This is a genomic window from Thalassospira sp. MCCC 1A01428 (genome assembly GCF_002115825.1).
GTDB lineage: Bacteria > Pseudomonadota > Alphaproteobacteria > Rhodospirillales > Thalassospiraceae > Thalassospira.
Genome location: NZ_JFJZ01000009.1, coordinates 112,741 through 134,087, shown reverse-complemented (window position 1 = coordinate 134,087; position 21,347 = coordinate 112,741). Strand labels below are relative to the sequence as shown.

At 52.6% G+C, this 21,347-nt stretch carries 19 protein-coding genes; 11 read left to right on the top strand and 8 right to left on the bottom strand.

Features of this window, described 5'->3' with window-relative positions; translation table 11 throughout:
- Position 1 precedes the first annotated feature (1 nt).
- Genes THS27_RS09990 through glpD form a run of 4 tightly spaced genes read right to left on the bottom strand, consistent with a single transcriptional unit; the run spans position 2 to position 4,637 of the window.
- Entirely contained in the window at positions 2 to 874 is an 873-nt protein-coding gene (locus tag THS27_RS09990; RefSeq protein WP_085590362.1) for a carbohydrate ABC transporter permease, read from the bottom strand.
- Positions 875 to 888: 14 nt separating this feature from the next.
- Positions 889 to 1,983: an ABC transporter ATP-binding protein gene (locus tag THS27_RS09985; protein WP_085590360.1), complete on the bottom strand. Its 1,095-nt coding sequence runs from the start codon at positions 1,981 to 1,983 to the stop codon at positions 889 to 891.
- A gap of 15 nt (positions 1,984 to 1,998) precedes the next feature.
- A complete protein-coding gene (locus THS27_RS09980; protein WP_085590358.1) occupies positions 1,999 to 3,099 on the bottom strand; it encodes an ABC transporter ATP-binding protein in 1,101 nt (366 codons plus the stop codon).
- Positions 3,096 to 4,637 carry a glycerol-3-phosphate dehydrogenase gene (glpD, locus tag THS27_RS09975; RefSeq protein ID WP_085590356.1) on the bottom strand — a complete coding sequence of 514 codons (1,542 nt, stop codon included), beginning with the start codon at positions 4,635 to 4,637 and terminating at the stop codon, positions 3,096 to 3,098. Before glpD ends, THS27_RS09980 begins: the two co-directional genes overlap by 4 nt.
- 416 nt (positions 4,638 to 5,053) lie before the next feature.
- On the opposite strand from glpD, the gene THS27_RS26630 reads away from it, so the two are divergent.
- From THS27_RS26630 to THS27_RS09965, 3 genes are all read left to right on the top strand, one after another.
- The gene (locus tag THS27_RS26630; protein WP_139835538.1) at positions 5,054 to 5,425 is read left to right on the top strand and encodes a hypothetical protein; all 372 of its coding nucleotides are present in this window, start codon (positions 5,054 to 5,056) and stop codon (positions 5,423 to 5,425) included.
- Positions 5,426 to 5,500: 75 nt separating this feature from the next.
- Complete coding sequence (locus THS27_RS27585; protein WP_256376780.1) at positions 5,501 to 5,629, top strand: hypothetical protein; 129 nt, start codon at positions 5,501 to 5,503, stop codon at positions 5,627 to 5,629.
- Positions 5,589 to 7,028 carry a TPM domain-containing protein gene (locus THS27_RS09965; RefSeq protein ID WP_371455425.1) on the top strand — a complete coding sequence of 480 codons (1,440 nt, stop codon included), beginning with the start codon at positions 5,589 to 5,591 and terminating at the stop codon, positions 7,026 to 7,028. Before THS27_RS27585 ends, THS27_RS09965 begins: the two co-directional genes overlap by 41 nt.
- A gap of 73 nt (positions 7,029 to 7,101) precedes the next feature.
- Here THS27_RS09965 and THS27_RS09960 read toward each other — a convergent pair whose 3' ends face one another.
- The 4 genes from THS27_RS09960 to THS27_RS09945 all read right to left on the bottom strand — a co-directional run bounded on the left by THS27_RS09960 (position 7,102) and on the right by THS27_RS09945 (position 11,643).
- The gene (locus THS27_RS09960) at positions 7,102 to 7,410 is read right to left on the bottom strand and encodes a hypothetical protein (protein ID WP_085590351.1); all 309 of its coding nucleotides are present in this window, start codon (positions 7,408 to 7,410) and stop codon (positions 7,102 to 7,104) included.
- Positions 7,411 to 7,412: 2 nt separating this feature from the next.
- On the bottom strand, positions 7,413 to 8,750 hold the full coding sequence (locus THS27_RS09955; protein ID WP_085590349.1) for an acyclic terpene utilization AtuA family protein: 1,338 nt from the start codon (positions 8,748 to 8,750) through the stop codon (positions 7,413 to 7,415).
- Entirely contained in the window at positions 8,747 to 10,612 is a 1,866-nt protein-coding gene (locus THS27_RS09950) for a TRAP transporter fused permease subunit (protein ID WP_085590348.1), read from the bottom strand. Before THS27_RS09950 ends, THS27_RS09955 begins: the two co-directional genes overlap by 4 nt.
- Positions 10,613 to 10,674: 62 nt before the next feature.
- On the bottom strand, positions 10,675 to 11,643 hold the full coding sequence (locus tag THS27_RS09945) for a TAXI family TRAP transporter solute-binding subunit (RefSeq protein ID WP_085590346.1): 969 nt from the start codon (positions 11,641 to 11,643) through the stop codon (positions 10,675 to 10,677).
- A gap of 137 nt (positions 11,644 to 11,780) precedes the next feature.
- On the opposite strand from THS27_RS09945, the gene THS27_RS09940 reads away from it, so the two are divergent.
- The 8 genes from THS27_RS09940 (at position 11,781) to THS27_RS09905 (ending at position 21,335) form a co-directional block, all read left to right on the top strand.
- On the top strand, positions 11,781 to 12,710 hold the full coding sequence (locus THS27_RS09940) for a LysR family transcriptional regulator (RefSeq protein WP_085590344.1): 930 nt from the start codon (positions 11,781 to 11,783) through the stop codon (positions 12,708 to 12,710).
- Between the two features lie 226 nt (positions 12,711 to 12,936).
- Positions 12,937 to 13,926 (top strand): TRAP transporter substrate-binding protein DctP, encoded by a 990-nt coding sequence (dctP, locus tag THS27_RS09935; protein WP_085590342.1) that lies wholly within the window; start codon positions 12,937 to 12,939, stop codon positions 13,924 to 13,926.
- A 145-nt stretch (positions 13,927 to 14,071) separates the two neighbouring features.
- Entirely contained in the window at positions 14,072 to 14,560 is a 489-nt protein-coding gene (locus tag THS27_RS09930) for a TRAP transporter small permease (protein WP_085590340.1), read from the top strand.
- Positions 14,557 to 15,987 carry a TRAP transporter large permease gene (locus tag THS27_RS09925; RefSeq protein ID WP_085590338.1) on the top strand — a complete coding sequence of 477 codons (1,431 nt, stop codon included), beginning with the start codon at positions 14,557 to 14,559 and terminating at the stop codon, positions 15,985 to 15,987. The genes THS27_RS09930 and THS27_RS09925 overlap by 4 nt, the downstream gene beginning before the upstream one ends.
- A 5-nt stretch (positions 15,988 to 15,992) precedes the next feature.
- Positions 15,993 to 16,865, top strand: coding sequence for an oxaloacetate decarboxylase (locus THS27_RS09920; protein ID WP_085590452.1), 873 nt, complete (start codon positions 15,993 to 15,995; stop codon positions 16,863 to 16,865).
- A gap of 192 nt (positions 16,866 to 17,057) precedes the next feature.
- On the top strand, positions 17,058 to 17,588 hold the full coding sequence (locus THS27_RS09915) for an RNA polymerase sigma factor (protein ID WP_246832917.1): 531 nt from the start codon (positions 17,058 to 17,060) through the stop codon (positions 17,586 to 17,588).
- Between the two features lie 243 nt (positions 17,589 to 17,831).
- Positions 17,832 to 18,791, top strand: a complete 960-nt coding sequence (locus tag THS27_RS09910; RefSeq protein ID WP_085590336.1) for a FecR domain-containing protein — start codon at positions 17,832 to 17,834, stop codon at positions 18,789 to 18,791.
- A 117-nt stretch (positions 18,792 to 18,908) separates the two neighbouring features.
- Positions 18,909 to 21,335 carry a TonB-dependent receptor gene (locus tag THS27_RS09905; protein ID WP_246832916.1) on the top strand — a complete coding sequence of 809 codons (2,427 nt, stop codon included), beginning with the start codon at positions 18,909 to 18,911 and terminating at the stop codon, positions 21,333 to 21,335.
- The last annotated feature ends 12 nt before the right edge of the window (positions 21,336 to 21,347 follow it).

The window sequence follows — 21,347 nt, the reverse complement described above, 5'->3', positions numbered from 1 at the left end:
TTTATTGTTCCTCCCGCTGTCCGGCGTTCATAACGACGGTGTAGAAAACCCAGCAAACCAGTAGAATAATCAGGAAATAGATCAGCGAGAATGCCGCCGCCGGACCAAGATCAAACTGGCCCACCGCCATGCGTGTTAAATACTGGCTTAGGAAAGTGGTGGCATTACCCGGACCGCCGCCCGTTAAAACAAAGGGTTCGGTGTAAATCATGAAGCTGTCCATGAAGCGTAACAGCACGCCAATCACCAGAACCGACTGCATTTTTGGCAATTGAATGAACCGGAAAACCGCCCAGCGTGATGCACCATCAATTTTGGCAGCCTGATAATAGGCATCGGGAATAGAGCGCAAACCGGCATAACACAGCAACACAACCAGGCTGGTCCAGTGCCAGACATCCATCACCAGAACCGTCAACCAGGCATCAACCGAGCTTTGGGTGTAGTTATAACTTACGCCCAGCATGTTGAGGATATAGCCGCCCAGGCCGATATCGGCACGACCAAAGATTTGCCAGATCGTGCCCACGACATTCCAGGGAATAAGAAGCGGCAATGCCAGCAGCACCATACAGGCCGAGACGCCCCAGCCCTTGCGCGGCAAGGTTAAGGCAACACCAATGCCCAGTGGAATTTCGATTAAAAGAACGCTGAAAGTATAGCCGATCTGGCGTAGCAGGGCTTCGTGCAGGCGACTGTCATCAAGAACCTGCTGGAACCATTCAGTGCCGACAAAGAACCGGCTGTCTGGCCCGAAAATGTCCTGTACCGAATAGTTTACCACCGTCATTAGCGGAATGATCGCGCTAATCGCGACGATGCAAAATACCGGCAGCACCAGAAACCAGGCTTTGTTATTGGTGATTTTATTCATTTTCCAAGCCCCCCTTACGCGACCAGCTGACTGTCGGCATAGATTTTGGTCCATTCTTGCGGCAATCGCAGAACACCGCTTTGCCCGACAACTTGCTGGTCTTCACCAACCTTTACCTTTAGCTCGGCGTTGCCAAACCGGGTGGTGGCGATTTTATACTGCCCGAGGTCTTCGACCTTGACGATATTGACGGGAATGCCGTCGTCGCCGACGGTGGCGTTTTCGCTTTCAAGGCGAACAAATTCGGGGCGGATGCCAAGTTCAAGTTTGCCCGATGCGTTGCCAAGCGCGGCCAGTTGCGTGTCGGACAGGGCAATGCGCTGCCCATCGATCCAGGCGGCACCGGCATCTATATTGCAGGGCATAATGTTCATGCCGGGGCTGCCGATGAAATAACCGACAAAGGTGTGGGCCGGGTTTTCAAACAGTTCCTGCGGGGTGCCAAGCTGCACGACCTTGCCGCCATACATGACGACAACCTTGTCGGCAAATGTCAGGGCCTCGATCTGGTCGTGGGTGACATAAACCATCGTCGGGCGCAGTTTATTATGAATTTCCTTAAGTTTGCGACGCAGCACCCATTTCAGGTGCGGGTCGATCACGGTAAGCGGTTCGTCAAACAGAATGGCTGAGACATCATCGCGCACCAGGCCACGGCCCAGCGAAATGGTCTGTTTTTCATCGGCCCCAAGACCACGCGCCTTTTGTTTCAGCTTGCCGGTTAAGTCGAGCATATCGGCAATTTCGTGAACGCGGGTTTTAACCTGTGTTTCGGCAATACCACGATTGCGCAACGGGAATGCAAGGTTTTCAAAAACTGTCATTGTGTCATAAATGACTGGAAACTGAAAAACCTGGGCAATGTTGCGCTGTTCCGGGGCCAGATTGGTAACATCTTTGCCATCAAACAGAACTTTGCCGTGGGATGGTGTGAGCAGGCCGGAAATAATGTTGAGCAATGTTGTTTTGCCACACCCCGACGGGCCAAGCAAAGCATAGGCGCCACCATCTTCCCAGACATGCTCCATACGGCGCAGGGCATAGTCCTCGTCGCCTTTCGGGTCCGGGAAATAGGAATGGGCCAGGTTATTAAGATCAATACGTGCCATTTTACGTCTCCGGGCTCAGGCGGCCTTGCCGTTTGCGATTTCAACAGGTGGGGCGGCCTTCAGCCGGTTATCGGCATCAAAAACAAACAGGCGTGACGGATCGAGATAGAAAGTAGATGTTTCGCCCAGGCGCGGATTGTGAACGCCTTCTTCCTGAATAACCCAGGAGACGTCGCTAAAATGCACATGAACAAAGGTTTCAGACCCGGTGATTTCAGCCAGTTCAACATGTCCTTGCAAGGCAACGGCATGCGCGCCGGGATTAACCACGGATAAATGATTGGCCCGGACGCCAACAGTGCAGTTGCCGGTGTTTAAACCCGACAAATGCCCGGAAAGCGGAATGGTATGACCGCTGGCAAGCGACAATGTGTCGTTGCTGATATGGGCCGGGATAAGGTTAATGGGGGGATCGGAAAAAATCAGACCGGTTTCAACCGTGGCCGGATTATGAAAAACACTGGTGGTGGGGCCAAACTGGGTGACACGGCCTTCATGCATAACAGCGCATTTGCCGCCCAAAAGCAGGGCTTCCATCGGTTCGGTTGTGGCATAAACCACAATGGTGTCGCGTTCGGCCAACAGGTTTGGGATTTCTTCGCGCAGTTCTTCGCGCAATTTATAATCCAGGTTCACCAGTGGCTCGTCGAGCAAAAGAAGCGTGCAATCCTTGACCATGGCGCGGGCCATGGCAGTGCGCTGTTGTTGCCCGCCCGAGAGTTCCTGTGGCAAACGGTCCAGCAGATGTTCGATATGCATTAATGCAGCTGTCGAACGCACCCGGCGGTCAATTTCGGCCTTGTCAGTGCCCTGCAATTTTAACGGCGATGCGATGTTGTCATACACATTCATCGACGGGTAATTGATAAATTGCTGATAGACCATCGCAATATTGCGTTTTTGCACACGCTGGCCGGTCACATCGGCATCATTCACCAGGATACGTCCGCTGCTGGGCGGTTCCAGCCCGGCCATGATCCGCATCAATGTGGTTTTCCCCGCCAGGGTTCGGCCCAGCAAAACATTGAACGAACCCGGTTCCAGCGTCATCGACACATCGTCGATATGGGTGACACCTCCCATGGTTTTGGTAATATTTTCAAGTGTTAGGGTCATTTGTCTTCATTTCCTTCGCCCATTGGGGCGGTTAGGATGGAGGGGGCGGTTTTAACAAACCAGTTGGCAATGGCGGATGCGGTATCCCCTGAAACATGCAAGCCGAGTTTGGAACGCCGCCACAAAACGTCTTCCGCGCAGCGAGCCCATTCATGTTGAACCAGATAGCGCAGTTCGTTTTCGTAAACGTCATTCCCCAGATGCAGGCCCAGACCGGAAATATCTGATGCATCAGCGATTATTCTGTTGGTCAGTGTGCCGTAATTTCGCACGTAACGGTAGAGCTGTGCAGCAGGAAGCCAGGAAAATCGTTGCTGCATTGCGGCAAAATAGGCATCAAAATTGCCATCCGGCATATCGCCGCCCGGAAGCGGGGTGCCGCTTGTCCAGGGGCCCCGGGAATTGCCCAGATAGGGTGAAAGGCGGGCAAGGGCGGATTCTGCCAGTTTGCGATAGGTGGTTATTTTGCCGCCATAAATGTTAAGCAGCGGGGCTTCGTCGTTTTTCTGGTCAATTTCCAGAACGTAATCGCGGGTGACGGCGGAGGCGTCTTCGTCGGCATTGCCATAAAGCGGGCGCACCCCGGAATAGGACCAGACAACATTGGCAGGCGTTATCTTATGGGCGAAATAGGTGTTTGCCAGTTCGCACAAATAGGAAATTTCACCATCGCTGATGGCAACTTTTGCGGGATCACCCTTATAATCGCGATCGGTAGTGCCGATCAGGGTGAAATCCTGTTCATAGGGAATAGCAAAAACAATGCGCCCGTCGGGATTTTGGAAAATATAGCAATAATCGTGATCAAACAGTTTGGGTACAACAATGTGGCTGCCCTGCACCAGACGAATGCCCTGTTTTTTATGGGCATCGACCTTGTTTTCCAGCAATTCGGCACACCATGGCCCGGCGGCATTAACCAGGGACCTGGCCCGAATTTGCCGTTCTGTTCCGTTTTGACGCACGGTGACAATCCATAAGTCACCGTCGCGCCGGGCAGAAAGGCATTCGGTGCCAACATTGATTTCAGCACCGCGTTCCTGGGCATCGATTGCATTTAGAACAACAAGGCGGGCATCCTGTACCCAGCAATCGGAATAAACAAAGGCCTTGTTCGTGCCCGGTGCCAGTGGCGCCCCGGCAGGGTGGGCGGCCAAACGCACACCTTGTGACGCAGGCAGTTTTTTGCGGCCCCCGAGATGGTCATAAAGAAACAGACCAAGACGGATCATCCATGCCGGCCGCAAGCCTTTGACATGCGGCAGAACAAAGCGCAACGGCCAGATGATATGCGGGGCAGCGTTTAGCAGAACTTCGCGTTCGATCAGGGCTTCGCGCACCAGCCGGAATTCATAATATTCCAGATAGCGCAAGCCACCATGAATGAGCTTGGTGCTGGCCGAAGACGTGGCGGAAGCAAGGTCGTTCTTTTCGCACAGAAAAACCTTAAGCCCGCGTCCTGCTGCATCCCGCGCAATGCCTGCGCCATTGATGCCGCCGCCAATAATGGCCACGTCATATGTGTCTGAAGTGAGCAACCTGTTCCTCCCTGATTGCCCGGATTGTTGACAGCTGGTGTTAACTGTCGTTCTTTATTTTCACAAACGTTACAAACAAGAGAAATTAAACGCAAGTGAAAATATTTCATTCGCGAAATTTTCAGCTTTGCCGTGCTTTTTCGTTCTTTCAACATATTGTTCCTGAACTATTTTTTGATTCAGAAATTTATGCGTTTTTCCGGCATAACGGACGTGAGACGGTGTGTAATCGGCCGAATTTTCACTGGAATCGTTGGAAAGTGAAAATAACAGATCGCGCCGATATTTCATTTTTGGACCCTGCCGAGGGTGTGTGCTTTTGTAAGTTTGTTGCGGAGAATTGATCCGCGAGCATGGCATTGTCGAAATCTCAGTTTTATAAATAATCATATTTTTCAATTAGTTATGTTAGTTTCATGATGCGAAACGAACCAGGATTCGGTGGATTTTGTGCAATAAAACCCCTTCTTACCATGTGCGACCAGCAAACGAACGTTCATCAGGACGTTGCTGCCAGAACACGGGAAAACAGATGTAATCGCGACATGGTAAGGGGTAGGGCAGGTCATATTTACGTCGTCGAGGATACCTGGCCGCGTATTCACCATTCGCCGGGGATGTTGAACATTCAGGGCGAGATGCGAATTTCGTATGAGAAAGCACTGAAAAATTTTCATAAACGAAATTTTATGCGTAATTTTCCTGACGAAACGATTGCCGGGGTTGAACTCGTTCTCATCATGTTGATGAAGGGGGAATCATTTAACGGTGTAATTTCTTTTGGTTGAATGTTTTTGGTTGTATTTTAAGCTGACGCGCCAAGAAGGTGTGCTGTTAACTGTTGGTCTGTCTGGCCCGTAAATTTGCGTGCAGATGTATTGATTTACGAAGTGGAGAATGCATTTGCAGCCGATATTCGTGCCATGCCGCCTGAAACCCATTGCGGTGACAATGCCGGAGCAGGCTGGCGGCTGGATCAAAAATATCGTTAAAAATTCCGCATTTATGCTTCTTGTGCTGGCGTTTTTGCTAGCTGTTCTTGATGTTGCAAATGCGGCGGCTTACGAGCGCACGGCACGTTATGTCAATGATTATGCGTCTCTTCTTACACAACAGAAAGCGGGTGCCCTTACGTCGTCCCTGAAGGCATTTGAAGATAAAGAACAGATCGAAGTTTCGGTGCTGACGGTTGAAAAGTTCCCGGAGAACGAGGAGGGCATTGATGCATTGCTTGACGATACTTACCGGGACTGGAACATGGGTAAAACGGAAACAGAATCCAGTTCGTATAAACAAAGGGCTCAGGCATTTGCCAAAGAACAGAACCTTGCGGAACAGGTCAGAACCAAATCACTGGAAGAAGTCATTAAGAAATACGCCGGAGTGATGCCGGAGGAACGCCCAGGTGGTCGTGCTGTTTTGGTCATATTTTCAAAAGAAGACAAAGCGGTTCGGGTCATAAATGGTAACGGATTTGGTTTGGCCAAAGGCGAGTGGCGGGAACTTGGCATTTATCAGTTCAGCCCGATTTTGACGCACAACGACATGGCCAAAGCAATCGAATTGATTGTCGATATCGTACAGCGTCGTTCCCTGAACATGTTGGAAACAGCAGATAATTTTTCTGCCGATTATCCGGGGTTTCGTGCGCCGCTTCACCGCTTTTCGTTAAAACGATATGACCGGTATGTAAATGATTTTGCCGGGTTATTGTCGCCTGCAGTAACAGCCAGCCTTACCAGGGACCTGCAAGACTACGAACAAGAAAGCGGCACGGAGATATCGGTGCTGACGGTTCATTCCTATCAGGCGGTTTCGTCTCAGAAAAGTTGGGAAGGTTTTGCCACCGAGGTTTTTCGCGATTTTGACATTGGCGGGAAGAACATTTCTCAATCCGAAAACAAGGGTGTGTTGTTTATCGTTTCGGATGAAGACCGCAAAGTTCGGATTGAAATGGGTGCGGGTTATTCAGGCTTATACGACACCGTTATGAAGCAGGTGGTCGATAACGTTACGCCGATCCTGAGTGATGCAAATTACATTGGGGGAATTACCTATGGCGTCGCGCAAATAATTGACGCAACCCGGGCTAATGTCACCTATTGGCAGTGGTATAAGTGGCCAATTTTCGCAGGCAGTGTTGTTTTTCTATCGCTTGTTGTCGCAATTCGAAATCGCTTGCAAGAATATGTCGCAATTCATTGGCTAATTGCTGGCTGTATTGGCTCGGTTGTCATTGTTGTCTGCCAGGTGCTTTTTAAGGTCTTGAAGGCAATTCCGCATGGAAACCGTAATCGCAATTATCATTATCACGGCGGCATTGATGGTGGTTTTAACGGCGGCAGCGGAAGCGGCGGAAGTAGCGGCGGCGGTGCATCCGGCAATTTTTAACTGTCAAAATGCCGTCATTTGCCAGGTGCGATTTGGGGGCCGCAACAAATTCGTTGCAGGTATGCTTCACTTCCTAACGCCCCGGCATTTCAATTTCCAGCATGGCCGATGCCAGGCATTTGCCATGCGCATCAAGTGCCAGAGACCGTGTAACGCCACCGCCAAGGGCGTTATGCAAAACGAAGTTCAAAGCCCCTAATTGTGGCAATTCGTAGCGTTCTACTGCACCATTGGCGATGCCCACGAGACACTGTTTGACATATGCCGGTGTCAGCAGATCTGCCAGCATTGCGAAATCACGATTGTCATAGGCAATGACGGAAATGTTGGAGATATTGCCCTTATCACCGGTGCGGCAATGGGCGATCTGGTGCAGACGCATGGTTAAACCTCCAGCATTGTAAGGGTTGGTGTGATCAGGGTTTCGTCGATCAGGCCTGATACAATGCCAACAATTTGCCGGGCGGACCGGGTGACGCCGCCGCCTGCCGCCGGGCCATTCAGATACAGGCTTTCGACCTCTTCGCCGATCCGTTGGGCATCAGCCAACGAAGATGTTCGGGCGGTAAAGCGGGCGCGGATTTCGGGGATGGTGGCGATATCGCCGGTATAGGCCCCCAAAACGGCATCGAGCCCTATCAGATCGCAGCGTATTTCCTGACAGTCGACTGCGGTGATTTTCAGGCGTTCGCGCACGATATCGAGCGCGAGACGACCGCGCGCAACACAGCCCACACCGGCATAGGATATTTGCCCTTCGCCAATGAATGAATCGACATAGCCAACCGAAACTTTCAGTGTGCCGGTACGGGCATGACCAGATCCGCCGGTAATGGCAATGCGGTTTGGCGCGACCTGTTTAATCATCACACCGGAAAAATCGGCAATGACGTCGGGTTGTAAATAGCAGGCCGGGTTGTGGACTTCGTATAATAGTTGTTCGGTGCAGGTCGCAACACTGACAATGCCGCCCGTGCCGGGGGTTTTGGTGATGATGGCATCGCCATTTTCAGATACTTCGGCAAGGGGAAAGCCCAAACGGGCGATGTCGGGCACATCCTTTACCCCGGGGTCGGCGAAATAGCCGCCGGTAATTTGTCCGCCACATTCCAGCAAATGCCCAACCAATGTGCCACGCCCGAGTTTTTGCCAGTCATCCATCGACCAGCCGAATTCGTAAATTTGCGGGGCGAGAAACATGGCCGGGTCAGCCACGCGGCCAGTCAGAACAATATCGGCACCGTTTGCCAAAGCGTCAACAATTGGCCCTGCGCCAAGATAGGCATTGGCCGAAATAACCGGTTTGTTAAAGGCCGCCAGTGTTTCGCCGGTTTCCATCAGGGTGAAAGTGTTGGCATCAAGCTGGTTGTGAACATCGTCCCCGCAAACCACGGCAATGCGCAGGCCGGTTAACCCCAGTTCACGGGCGATTTCCAGTGTCCGTTGACCGGCCATAACCGGATTGGCCGCCCCCATATTGGAAATGATACGGGTTTTGTTGCGATGACAAATGGGTAAAACCGCCCGCATCCGGCGTTCCAGCAAGGGATCATAGCCGGCGTTCGGGTCGGCCATCCGGGCCTGTTGGGCCAGGGCGATGGTACGTTCGGCCAGGCATTCAAATACCAGATAATCAAGATTGCCATTTTGCGCCAGTTCGACGGCAGGTTCAATGCGGTCGCCGGCAAAACCGGCCCCGGTACCAATGCGCAGGGTTTTCATGACCTGGCCTCCTGTGCCGGTTTATGGGCACGGGACCAGTAATAACACCCCGCCAACACGGCAACGGCAATGACGGGTGCCAGCACAAATGACCAAATGGCAAGCGCGATGCAAACCAGCAAAATGGCGCGATTCAGCCAGACATGCCCCAGCAACCGCTGCCCGCCCAAAAGGGCCGGAATGGCGAAGACCAGCACCAGTCCCGAGAAGCAGGCATTGCCAATTTCAAGGACACCACCACGCCCTGTCATGCCGGGATAAATCAGCAACAGGAACGGCACGATATAGGTGACGGCACCCAGGCGAACCGCCTCGACCGCTGCAGGCAACCAATTTGTATTGGCAATGCCGGAACCGACAAAAACCGCCACGCAAACCGGCGGGGTAATAACGGAAATGGTGGCGAAATAAAACACGAACAGATGCGCTGTTAACGGATCAACCCCAACATTGATCATGGCGGGGGCCAAAACCGCGGCAACCAGAACATAAGCCGCCGTGGTTGGCAGCCCCATGCCCATGATCAGACAGACAAGGGCAACAATTAACGCAACCAGCACAATGGAATTCCCGGCAATGGCAACGATCATGGAACTCAGCGAGACGCCAATGCCGGTCATGTTGATCATGGAAACCAGAATTTGTGCCCCCGCCAGCAACACCCCGATAATGACCATGCCCTTACCGGCATCGGCGATGCCATCAATCACACGCTGGGCCATGTCAGCCGCAGTGAGTTTGCCAAGTGATGTGACAACAAAGGCTATAAGCAGGCCGACAATGCCATAAAAGGCAGATGTAGCAACCGACCGGCCCATGAAAATGCCAATACCCAGCCCGGTAAGCGCAGCAATGATGGGCAGAACGCGACGCCATTGCAAAATATGCGACCAGGCTGGTAGTTCATCATCGGGGACAAGGCGCAAGCCGCGCCGTACCGAAATGATATGTACAGTCACAAAAACTGACAAATAAAACAGCAGCGCCGGAATAACGGCTGCGACCATGATGTCGACATAGGAAACACCCAAAATTTCGGCCATCACAAAGGCGGCAGCGCCCATAATCGGCGGGGCGATTTGCCCGCCGGTGGAGGCAACGGCCTCGACCGCGGCCGCGAACGGGGCAGGGTAGCCAAGGCGTTTCATCATCGGGATGGTGAAATTGCCGGTGGTGGCGACATTGGCAACGGCAGAACCGGAAATCATGCCAAACAGGCCGCTGGCTATGGTGGCGATTTTGGCAGCACCGCCTGGTTGGCGACCGCCCATGCGCATGGCAAGGTCCATAAAACTTTGCCCGCCGCCAGTATGAAGCAAAAGCGCACCAAATAGCACAAACGCAGCAATGACCGTGGCGGCAACGCCGGTAAGCATGCCCCAGATACCCAGATCGCCGAGAAAGATGGTTTCGGTGACAAAGGCGCTGTCAAAGCCGCGATGGCCCAGAATGCCCGGCAGGTTTTGACCAAACAGGGCATAGGCAAGACCAATGACCACCAGCAATGGAAAAATGATACCAACCGCCCGGCGACCAATTTCAAGAACCGAAATGACAAGGCAGGTTGTTAGCACCATGTCATAGGGTGTGGCCCAGGGCAGGGTGGTCATGATTTTATCGTAGTTAACAACGATATAGCCACAGGCGGTGATCGTAAGGGCAGCAATGAGGATGTCGATCAACAGCCCCATTGGCCGCCATTTTGTATCCTTGCCCAGCGGATAGATCGCCAGACCAAGACAGACCACCAGGGCGAGGAAAATCGCACGCTGTATCAGACTTTCAAATGGGCCAGAGGCGGCAGTATAAAAGACAAAAGCCCCCACAAGCACAGCAAGCCCGTTTTGCACACGCAACAGCATGGCGAATTTCCTCCCGGTTGGTCGTTATTTTTATTGTTATGATTATTGTTGGTTATGCACGATCAGCTTTTGGCAGGGTCCAGACGGGCTGGAATATCGTACCCGTGTTCGCGGAACCATTTGGCCGCCCCGGGATGAAACGGGATGGTGCCGTATTGTAACGTCAGTTTTGCCAGATCGGCCCCCTTGACGCTGGCCATGGCTTCGCCCTGAACAGTTTTGTCGGACATGATCGCATCAACAATTTTATAGGCGGCATCTTCGGACAGTTTCATGCCCGCGGCGACACCGACACCAAAGCTCCAGGTGGAATAGGCCGGGATGCCATCGGATGCGCCAGCAGGAATATCGACCAGCGAAATGTCGGGCATTTTTTCCGTCAGCGTTTTCTTTTGATCGTCGGTCAGGCTGAGAACGCGGATCGGAGTGAAGGTGGCAATATCGATGGTGGAACTATCGAGTTTTTCGCCAGCACCGGATTTTACATAACCCGCCAGACGGTTATCCTTGATCATGTCGACAACATCGGTGGTAGAGCCACGGACATAATCGGCCGTCAGACCCAGGGTCTTAAAGACAGCTTCCGTGGTGCTTTCGGTGGCAGACCCCTTGATGCCGGGGTTAAAGCGGACTTTCGCCAGATCGGTCAGGGATTTGACACCGGAATCTTCGCGAACAATAACGTTTTGTGGCGCACCTGTATAAACCCACAACAACCCGATATCGAGCGGATGGCCCTCAAATTTGTTGGTTCCGGCCACTGCGTGCTGTGCCACATTGGTGGTGACAAGGCCAAGGTCGATCTGGTTGCGTTCAATGCGACGTAAATTATCCATCGTGGCGCCGGTTTCAACAACCGAGGCTTCCAGACCATCGGCCTTTTCGTTGATCAGTTTGGAAACGGCAACGAAATAACCATAGTGGCTGGACGAGGCAGAGGTGGAGCCAACAAGCAGTTTTTGCTGGGCCATGGCGGGAAAAGACAGGCCAATGGCCAACGCGCCCGCAAGCGCAAGTGATTTGAGTTTCATAATTATTCCTCCCGAGTGCCCGGCTGGCGGGCTTTTCTGTTTATTACGACAGATTATTGGTTTTGTTATTCGTAATGTTCAAAAGTGTGCCTGATATATTTTATTGCCTGAAGTGAAAAAAACGCGATAATTGATGCATGAAACGCATCAATGCCGATATTGACGAAATGCGGGCCTTTCGGGCCCTGGTGGACATGGGCAGTTTTCGAACGGCCGCTGAAGATGTTGGCATGTCGCCATCGGCGTTAAGCCGCCAGATTACCCGTCTTGAAAACCGTGTAGGTAGCCGCCTGTTTGACCGCGATACCCGCAATGTCGCACTGACCCCGCAAGGGCAGGTTTTTTTGCGATTGGCAGAACGCATTTTAAACACCACCGAAAATGCCATGCTTGAATTTGCAGCTTATCAGGCGGCACGACGGGGGCGGTTAACCATTGCCGGGTTGCCATCGGTAACGGCAGGGTTATTGCCCAAACTGGTGCAGCAGTTTCTGGATGCGCACCCGGATGTCGATGTACAGATTAATGATGTGCTTTCGAACGGTATTATTCGGGAAGTGGAACTGGGCGAAGCCGACCTTGGATTTACCGCCGGTGCGGTTGAGGTTTCGGAACGGTTATCGTTTCAAAAACTGTTAACCGACCGCTTTGTTGCCGTGGGGGCAGCGGGCGGACCGCTGGAGGAACGCCGGACATATGGCTGGCATGAACTGGTGAATCAGCCTTTTGTGGCGATGGCGACGGGCACCAGTGTGCGAACATTGACCGATGCCGCCTGCGCCCAGCAGGGATTGCTGTTTCGGCCCCGGTTTGAAGTATCGCATCTGGCAACAGCAGGGGCATTTGTATCGCAAGGGTTGGGGGTAACCGCATTACCCGCCCTGACCTTGCCGGTATTAGGGCGCGAGCCGCTTATATTTCGGCCGCTGGGCCAACCGGAATTATTACGTGATATCGGCCTTATCTGGCGGTCTGGCAGGACATTGTCGCCTGCTGCGGTTGCCTTTCTGGAGCTGGTGCGCAAAAGCGACCTTGCGGCACAGATCCCGGACCCGTTCGCGCACTAGATTAATTTACAAACCAGCATGCCGTAACGGTAGCAGGTGTTTCAACGGGAAGGACATGTTTGAAGTTCACGGCGTTTTCGTTGCAGGGCCACGTTCAACCGTAAGTGCCGCCAATTTGTAAAATTTATCAGAAGGGCGAAAAGATGTTGAACAAAAGGGGTAATTTAGACCATCTTCGCGCAGGATTGGAATTGATTGTAATTAAAAAACTCAGAGGGCGTTCATCATGAAAAAAATTGCCATGGTCGCTGCCTTGATGGCAGCGGTAGGAGTGAGCGGGGCAGCACAGGCCGCCGATGTTACCTTGCGGATTGCATCGCAGCTTCCGCCGAAAAGCCACATTGTTCAGAACCTTGAGCTGTTTAAAAAAGAAGTAGAAGAAAAATCGAACGGCGATATTTCTGTCGAAATTTATGATTCAGCGACCCTGTATAAAGACAAGGAAATTCCCAGCGCGGTTGGTTCCGGGTCTATTGAAATGGGTTCGGCCTCGCTAACACGTTATGCTGGTGATGTGCCCGCTGTTGACGTTTTTTATCAGCCGTTCCTGATTGATTCCGAGGCAAAGGTGCGTGCCGCAGTCGCGCCGGACTCACCGGTACGTGGCCCGCTTGACAAAGCCATTGCCGATACCGGATCGACGGTTTTGTGGTGGCAGGCATATGGCGGCACTGTGATGCTGTCCAAAGGTGCGCCGATCCACACACCGAAAGACCTTGAAGGTAAAAAAGTACGTGTATTTGGCAAATCGCTGGGCCAGTTTGTTGAAGCGGCCAATGGCGCACCGACCCTTATTTCAGGTTCGGAACAGTATCTGGCCTATCAGCGTGGCACGGTTGATGTGGGCATGACCGGCATTTCCGGCGTGAAATCGCGGAAATTGTGGGAAGTGATGGACACGGTTACCGTTACCAACATGGCCGATGTCGAGTTTCTGGTCATGATCAATACCGATTTCTGGAAGGGCCTGACCGAAGATCAGCGTGGTATTATTACTGCTGCGGCGCGCGATGCCGAAAAGGACGTTCGCGACCGGATGAGCGCGATTGAAGCCGAGGCATTCAAGGAATCTGAAGAAGCCGGGATGACAATTTACACGCCAACCGACGAAGAAGTGAAACAGTGGCGTGCTGTTTCCCAGCCGGTATATGATTCCTTCCTGAAAGAAGCCGGCCCGCTGGGCAAGGAAGTATTTGACGCGGCGAAAAAACTTTAAGCCTTAATCATTTGGCTAGATGATGATGAAGGGAACACCGCCCATGCCATCGGGCTGGCGGTGTTCCTGTCTGTTTCGTTCCGTATATTCACCATAGGAAAGGTGAGGGTGGCGTTTTGGGCCGCCCGTCACGCATTGTCCCACGATGTATAAAAGATTTATTGTTTCGCTGGCCTGGATCGGAGCGCTGCTGTTTGTGGCGTCTGGACTGATGCTGAGCTGGGAAGTGGTTGCCCGATATTTCTTTGTCAAGCCGACCATCTGGGCGGCGGAGCTATCGCAGCTTTGCCTGATTTGGGGCGCGCTGATCGGGATGCCGTGGGCGTTGGCGACACGGCGCCATATCGCAGTAGATGCCATAACCCGCCTGTGCAGCCCAACGATGCAGCGTGTGCTGGAAATTCTGGCGATGACGATCATTGCGCTTTTTTCAATTATGGTGATGTGGAAAGGCTTTGGCATTTTCTTTGAAAGCCTGGAACGGGGACGGACAACCGGATCTATGCTGGATTTGCCCACCTGGATTTCGGAGTTACCGGTTGTGATCGGTTTTGCCTTACTTGCTGTTCAGGCCGTGATTGAAATTGTGAATGTCCTGCGGGGCAGGGAAATTCCGCAAGGGGCGCACGAATGACCATTATTCTGACGCTGATTGCGCTTTTTGCGATTTTGCTGATCCGTGTACCGGTGGCGTTTGCCCTGGGCGGATTGGGCCTGGCGATGTTGATGCTGGGCGGGTTTTCGCCCCTGATGGCGCCCCAGGCGATTTTATCGACGCTGGATGGCTTTATTTTGCTGGCTGTGCCGTTATTTTTGCTGATGTCGAATGTGTTGCTGCAAGCCGGGGTTGGCAAGGATTTGTTCGCCGCCGTTAGTGCATGGGTTGGACATTGGCCGGGCGGGCTGGCTGTGGCGACAATTTTATCGTGCGGCGTGTTTGCGGCTATTTCCGGGTCATCGGTGGCAACGGCGGCGACCATTGGCACGGTGGCAATCCCGGAAATGATTAACCGGGGTTATAATAAACGCTTTGTTTATGGCTTGCTGGCCGCCGGTGGGACATTGGGCATTTTGATTCCGCCGTCCATTCCGTTGATTATTTACGGGTTTGTTACCGAAGAATCTGTGATTTCGCTGTTTTTGGCCGGGATTGGGCCGGGCATTGCCCTGTTGGTATTGTTTATCATTTTTTCAATGATATATGCCCGTTTTGGCGGCCAGACGCCGGAGCCGAGAAAAAGCTGGAACGAGCGCTGGACAGCCACATTCAAGGCCTTTCCGGCAATTTTGCTGGCTGTGTTGATTATTGCCGGCATTTACGGCGGGGCCTTTACCCCGACTGAGGCCGCCGCAATCGGCTTTTCAGCGTCACTTGCGATTACGGTACCGATTTTACGCCTGCCAGCAACCATGCTGGTGGCGGATGCGCTTTATTATCTGGTTTTTGGCGGGCAGGGGCCGGTTATTGGCTATTTTATCGTGCCGGTGCTTGTTTTTGGCCTGTTTCGGGCCTTTGGCGGGTTGACCAATCGCATGAATATCCGCGTGACCATGCCTGCGCTTGACTGGGAGGGCATTAAACGGGCCGCGTTTGAAAGCATGGCGACGACGGTGGCGGTGATTTTGATCATTGCGGGGGCCAAGGTCTTTGGCAAGGCGATTACCCTGTATCGTATACCGCAGGATATTTCGGTTTTGATCAGCCACAATGTTGATACCCAGCTGGGCTTTGTGCTGGTGGTATCGGTTGTGTTGCTGTTGATGGGGCTGGTGTTTGAAGCCCTGTCAATGGTGCTGATCATGACGCCGGTATTGTTGCCAGCAGCTATGGCATTGGGCATCGATCCGATCTGGTTTGGGGTTTATATGGTGATCATGGTTGAATGCGCCCTGATTACGCCGCCCGTCGGGATGAATTTATATGTTATTCAGTCCGTGGCAAAAACAGCATTGGGTGAAGTGTCAAAAGGGGTGTTTCCTTTCATCCTGTTGATGTTCTTTACTGCTTTCCTTTTATATGTCTGGCCTGATCTGGCCCTGTATATTCCGTTTAAAATGTGATGAAAATGACACCTGCAAATACCCTGCGTGCGATGCTTGCACGCGATGAACTGATTACCATGCCGTGCTGCTTTGATGCGCTTTCGGCCAAACTGGTTGAACAGGAAGGTTTTGGCCTGACATTTATGTCCGGCTTTTCGGCTGCGGCGGCGCGCATTGGCGAACCGGACCTTGGATTGATGTCCTATGGTGAAGTGCTGGACCAGGCACGCAACATTACCGATGCAGTTTCGATCCCGGTAATTGGCGATGGCGACACCGGATATGGCAATGCAATGAATGTGATGCGCACCGTTAAGGGCTTTGCCAAGGCGGGATGTGCAGCAGTGATGATTGAAGACCAGGTTGCCCCCAAACGTTGCGGGCATACCAAGGGCAAGGAAGTGGTGGGCCGCGACGAAGCATTTGATCGTATTCGCGCCGCCGTTGATGCCCGTGACGCCGGGGCCGATATTCTGATTTTGGCGCGGACAGATGCCCGCCATGAACATGGCTTGAGCGAAGCCATTGACCGGGCCGCCAAATTTGCCGAACTGGGCGCGGATATCCTGTTTGTCGAGGCCCCCAAATCGGTTGATGAAATGCGCACCATTTGTGATGCCCTGCCGGGGGCAAAAATGGCGAATATTTTAGAAGGTGGTGAAACGCCGGATTTATCGCCAGTCGAACTTCAGGAAATCGGTTTTAAAATTGCCGCATATCCATTGTCCCTGATGGCGGCAGCTATGAAAGCAATGGTGCAAACCCTGCAACTGTTAAAAGCCGGGTCACCGCGCGACCAGATGTTGATGCAATGGCCGGAATTGCGCCAGCGGATCGGGTTTGATGACTATTATGACCGATCGGCCCCCTATGCAACGTCGCGACGCGATAAATAGGCCAAGATAAATTTTAAAAAATCCTCGTATGGCAATTGTCTGCGGGGATTTTTTTATGCATTGCATCAGGTGCCGCGCGGCTATTTGGAAACTACCGGATTTCCATGATATTGATATTTGCAAGTGATTATCATTACTGATATTGTCCGATGCAAATTGAAATGCTTTATGCCTTGATGCCGTGGATTTGAAATGAAACTGGCGATAACGTTCTGGCGCAAAAACCTTGCGCGGCTGTTTGAAGACCACCGTCGCCAACTGGTATCGATGGCGGTGCGGCGGGTGCGGGACCGTGACGTTGCCGCGGAACTGGTTCAGGATGTTTATGTCCGTCTGATGCAGGCAGGCAGTGCCGGTGCCAATGACGCCGACACCAAAATGCTATATGCGTCGGTTCGCAATGCCGTGATTGACCATCATCGCAGCACGGCCACACGTAACCGGGTTATGGACCATTTAATGCCCAGCCAAATGTGGGTGCGCGAAACCAGTTCACCCCAAGACCATGCCGAAGCGCGCCAGGCCTTAAGCGCACTTGATACCGCCTTAAAGGAAATTACCCCACAGGCCCGCGACATGTTTATTGCGCACCGGATTGAGGGCATTTCAAACGCCGAACTTGCCAAAAAATATGGCATTACGGTAAGTGCAGTTGAAAAACAGCTGGCCCGAACGATGCGCCATTGTCAGGAAAAACTGGCGGACCATCTGGATAGGTCGTGATGCCAGATTGCGTTGATCGACGCCGATCGACCAGACTCATGATGAGCAAACGGCCCTTTTTAACACCGGCCAGATGCGTTGCAGGTTACCGGGTAACATATCCGGGACGTTATTTTGCAACCAGTTCCTATGGCACAGATGCGGTTATTTTCTCGTCATTCGTTTTCGGTTATAGAAGAACAATCGGAGACAGGTTGCGGATACGCCCCTCACCGATTTTCAGTGTTGTTTGACCGGAAGCCCATGCGAAGCGATAGCCAGCCGAGTGAAGACCAGAAGGACGAAGCAGCACTTTGGCATGCCAAACGTGCAGGCGGGTCCATGTCTGCACAGGATGAAGCCGATTTTGATGCATGGATGAATGCCGATAAAGCCAATCGGCTTGCGTTTGACCAAATGCGGGTTTTGTGGGCCCGGATCGAACAACCGGCACAGCGTGCGGCACAAAGCCGCAAACGGTTTGGCTTATCGGGTTTGAAACGTGTTTTCACGAAACGACGGCCGCTTGCGGGTGTTGCTGCCATCGCAATGGTGTGCGGGGTGATATGGGCGGCCAACCCGAACATGATCGTAAACTGGCAGGCCGATATTGTCGCCGGGACAAATGATATTACCACGGTAACCCTGCCAGATGGATCGACGGCGTTACTAGGTGCAAACAGCGCCCTTGCCACTGATTTCACCGGTCATCATCGCGAAGTTCGCCTGTTACGCGGGCAGGTACTGTTTGATGTTGTTCATCGGGACGGAGACGCCTTTCGCGTGCATACATCTGATACCGACATCGAAGTGGTTGGAACACGGTTTAACGTGGATAGCCTAAGCGATAAAACGGTAGTGACAGTTGAACGCGGCGCGGTGCGTGTAAGCAACCAAAAAGACAGGCACGGTGTGCTGCTAGGCCCGGACCAACAGGCACGCAGCAATGGCACCCGTGTGGTAATGACCGACCATGTTGATAGCACGCTGGCTCTGTCCTGGATGAAGGGACGGTTAAGCGTTCAAAACAGCCCTGTTCGGGATGTTGTCGCCAAGCTGCAAAATTACAGCACAGCCCGTTTAATTGTATTGGGAGATGCGGGAAATAGCCGGGTTTCCGGCAGCTTTCCAACCCGCGATGTTGATGGATCGTTAAAAACTGTGGCGGATGCGGTTGGGGCAAAAGTGATAGAAACATCGCCCTGGGTCACCATTTTATATTGAGATTGCGAAAAATTCGCAAAAAGTGATTTTTCGATGTGTGGGTTTGCAAGCCCCGCTCGTTTGTCTTGTTAGAAGCAGGGGATCTGCTTGGGAAGACAGATATTGAGGAGTGGGAAATTGCGATCCGCACAAGAAATAAAAAAATCACGTTCCGTTATTGCAGCCCTGTTAATGTCAAGTGCACTGGTTATTCCTGTGCTGGTGGCACCGGCCAGTGCCGACGCCCAGCAACAGAACCAAACGGCCACCTACCATTTTGATATTACGGCACGGTCATTGGCAGGGGGAATTGCCGGGATCGGTGCGGCATCGGGCTGGCGTATCGCCTATACAATTGACCTGCCAGCGATTGAAAACGCGCGGGTCATTCGTGGTGACATGAGTGTGCCAGCCGCAATCGATACATTGTTAAATGGTACGGGCCTTGGTTATCGCATGACCGGTGAAAATGCCCTGATCCTGATTGATCCCGCCGACGGGGCAATGCCGGGCGAGGGTGCCATGCTGGACCCGATCCGGGTGGAAGCCGATGCACAAACAACCGATTTACCGGCTGTTTATGCCGGTGGGCAGGTGGCAACGGGCGGCCAGATGGGCCTGCTGGGCAATACCGATTTTATGGACGCCCCGGTGAGCATTACCAGCTATACCAGTGAAAAAATTGCGGATCAGCAGGCAACAACCATTGCGGACGTTTTAAAAAATGACCCGTCAGTCCGTACGCTTAGCAGCAGTGGCGGTATGCTGGATGCATATTCCATTCGCGGATTTGCGATCAATACCGGTAATTCAGGTGAAGTTGCGTTTAACGGATCTTACGGGGTGGCGCCGACATATCGGGCGTTATCAGGTTTTGCCGAACGGATAGAGGTACTTAAAGGCCCGGCAGCCTTGTTAAATGGCATGGCACCCAATAGCGGTGTTGGCGGTGTGATTAACATTGTGCCCAAGCGCGCGGGCGACACCGATTTAAACCGCGTAACGGCTGATTATGGCCCTGGCGAACAGGCCGGCGGACGTGTTGATTTTAGCCGCCGATATGGGGACAACAAGGAATTTGGTGTGCGATTTAATGGCGGGTACCAGGGCGGTGACACGGCACTGGATCATCAGCACCGCGAAAGCACGCTTGGGGCTTTGGCCCTTGATTACCGGGGAGATGATTTTCGCGCCACATTAGACCTGATTGATCAACGTGAAGATTTAAATGCACCGTCGCGGGAATTTCTGGTTGCCAGCGGCATTTCCATGCCAGGCGCGCCCGATGGTGCCAAAAACGTAAGCCATGCCTGGGAATGGTCCGAAGCGGTTGATCAATCGGTGGCGCTGGGGGCTGAATATGATGTGAACAACGATATCACCCTGTTTGGCCATGTTGGCGGCGGCAAAACCCAGGTTGATCGCCTGTTCGGTTACCCGAAAATTCAAAATTCGGCAGGGGATACACTTGACAGTGTATCCTATATGAAATTCCAGACCGAACGGTGGTCGGCCGATGGCGGCGTGCGCAGCAAGTTTGAAACTGGCGCAATTGACCATACGGCGACCTTCCAGGTCAGCCGCTATCAGGATATTTTCCGCCGCGGGGCGGTTTATGACAATACTAGCCTGGCATCTAACATTTATGCCCCGGTGGCAAACCCTGCTGTCAATATCAGCGGGCCATCCTCGAAACCGAAATTATCGGAATCCTCGCTAACCGGGATAGCCATTGCCGATACGATGGGCGTGTTTGACGACCGCGTGTTGCTAACCCTTGGCGCACGGCATCAACGTGTTGAATCGGACAATTATACATCCGGTGTGGTTTCGTCGTCTTATGACGAAAGCGAAATTACGCCGATGGTGGGTGTGGTGGTCAAACCATGGGAACATGTCTCGCTTTACGCCAACTATATTGAAGGGCTTAGCAAGGGCGACATTGCACCAAACACGGCATCGAATGCCGGTGAAGCGATGGCGCCTTACGTTGCCAAACAATATGAAACCGGTGTGAAGCTGGATTTCGGCACCATTGGCGGCAGTTTGTCAGCCTTTCAGATTACCAAGCCGTCGGGCCAGACCACCAACAACGTTTATAACAGTGATGCCGAACAGCGAAATCGCGGGTTGGAACTTAGCCTGTTTGGTCAGGTTACCAACGATGTTCGATTATTGGGCGGGGTTATGTTGCTTGATGCGGAACTAACCAAAAGCAGCACGGCGGCAAACAAAGGCAATCGCCCGGTGGGTGTGCCCAAAATACAGGCGAATTTAACGGCCGAATGGGATACGCCTTTTGTTGACGGCATGACGGTTAGCAGCACGGTGAACCATACATCAAGCCAGTATATCGACAGTGCGAACACACAGGAAATTCCCGACTGGACCACGCTTGACATCGGTGTGCGTTATAAAACCGTTGTTTCACAAACACCGATTACGGTACGCGCCACTGTGCAGAACGTTACCAACGAACATTACTGGTCCAGTGTGAACAGCTATAGCATGGTGTCGCTTGGTGCACCGCGCACGGCGTTATTTTCCATCACGGCGGATTTTTAACCGGTCACATAC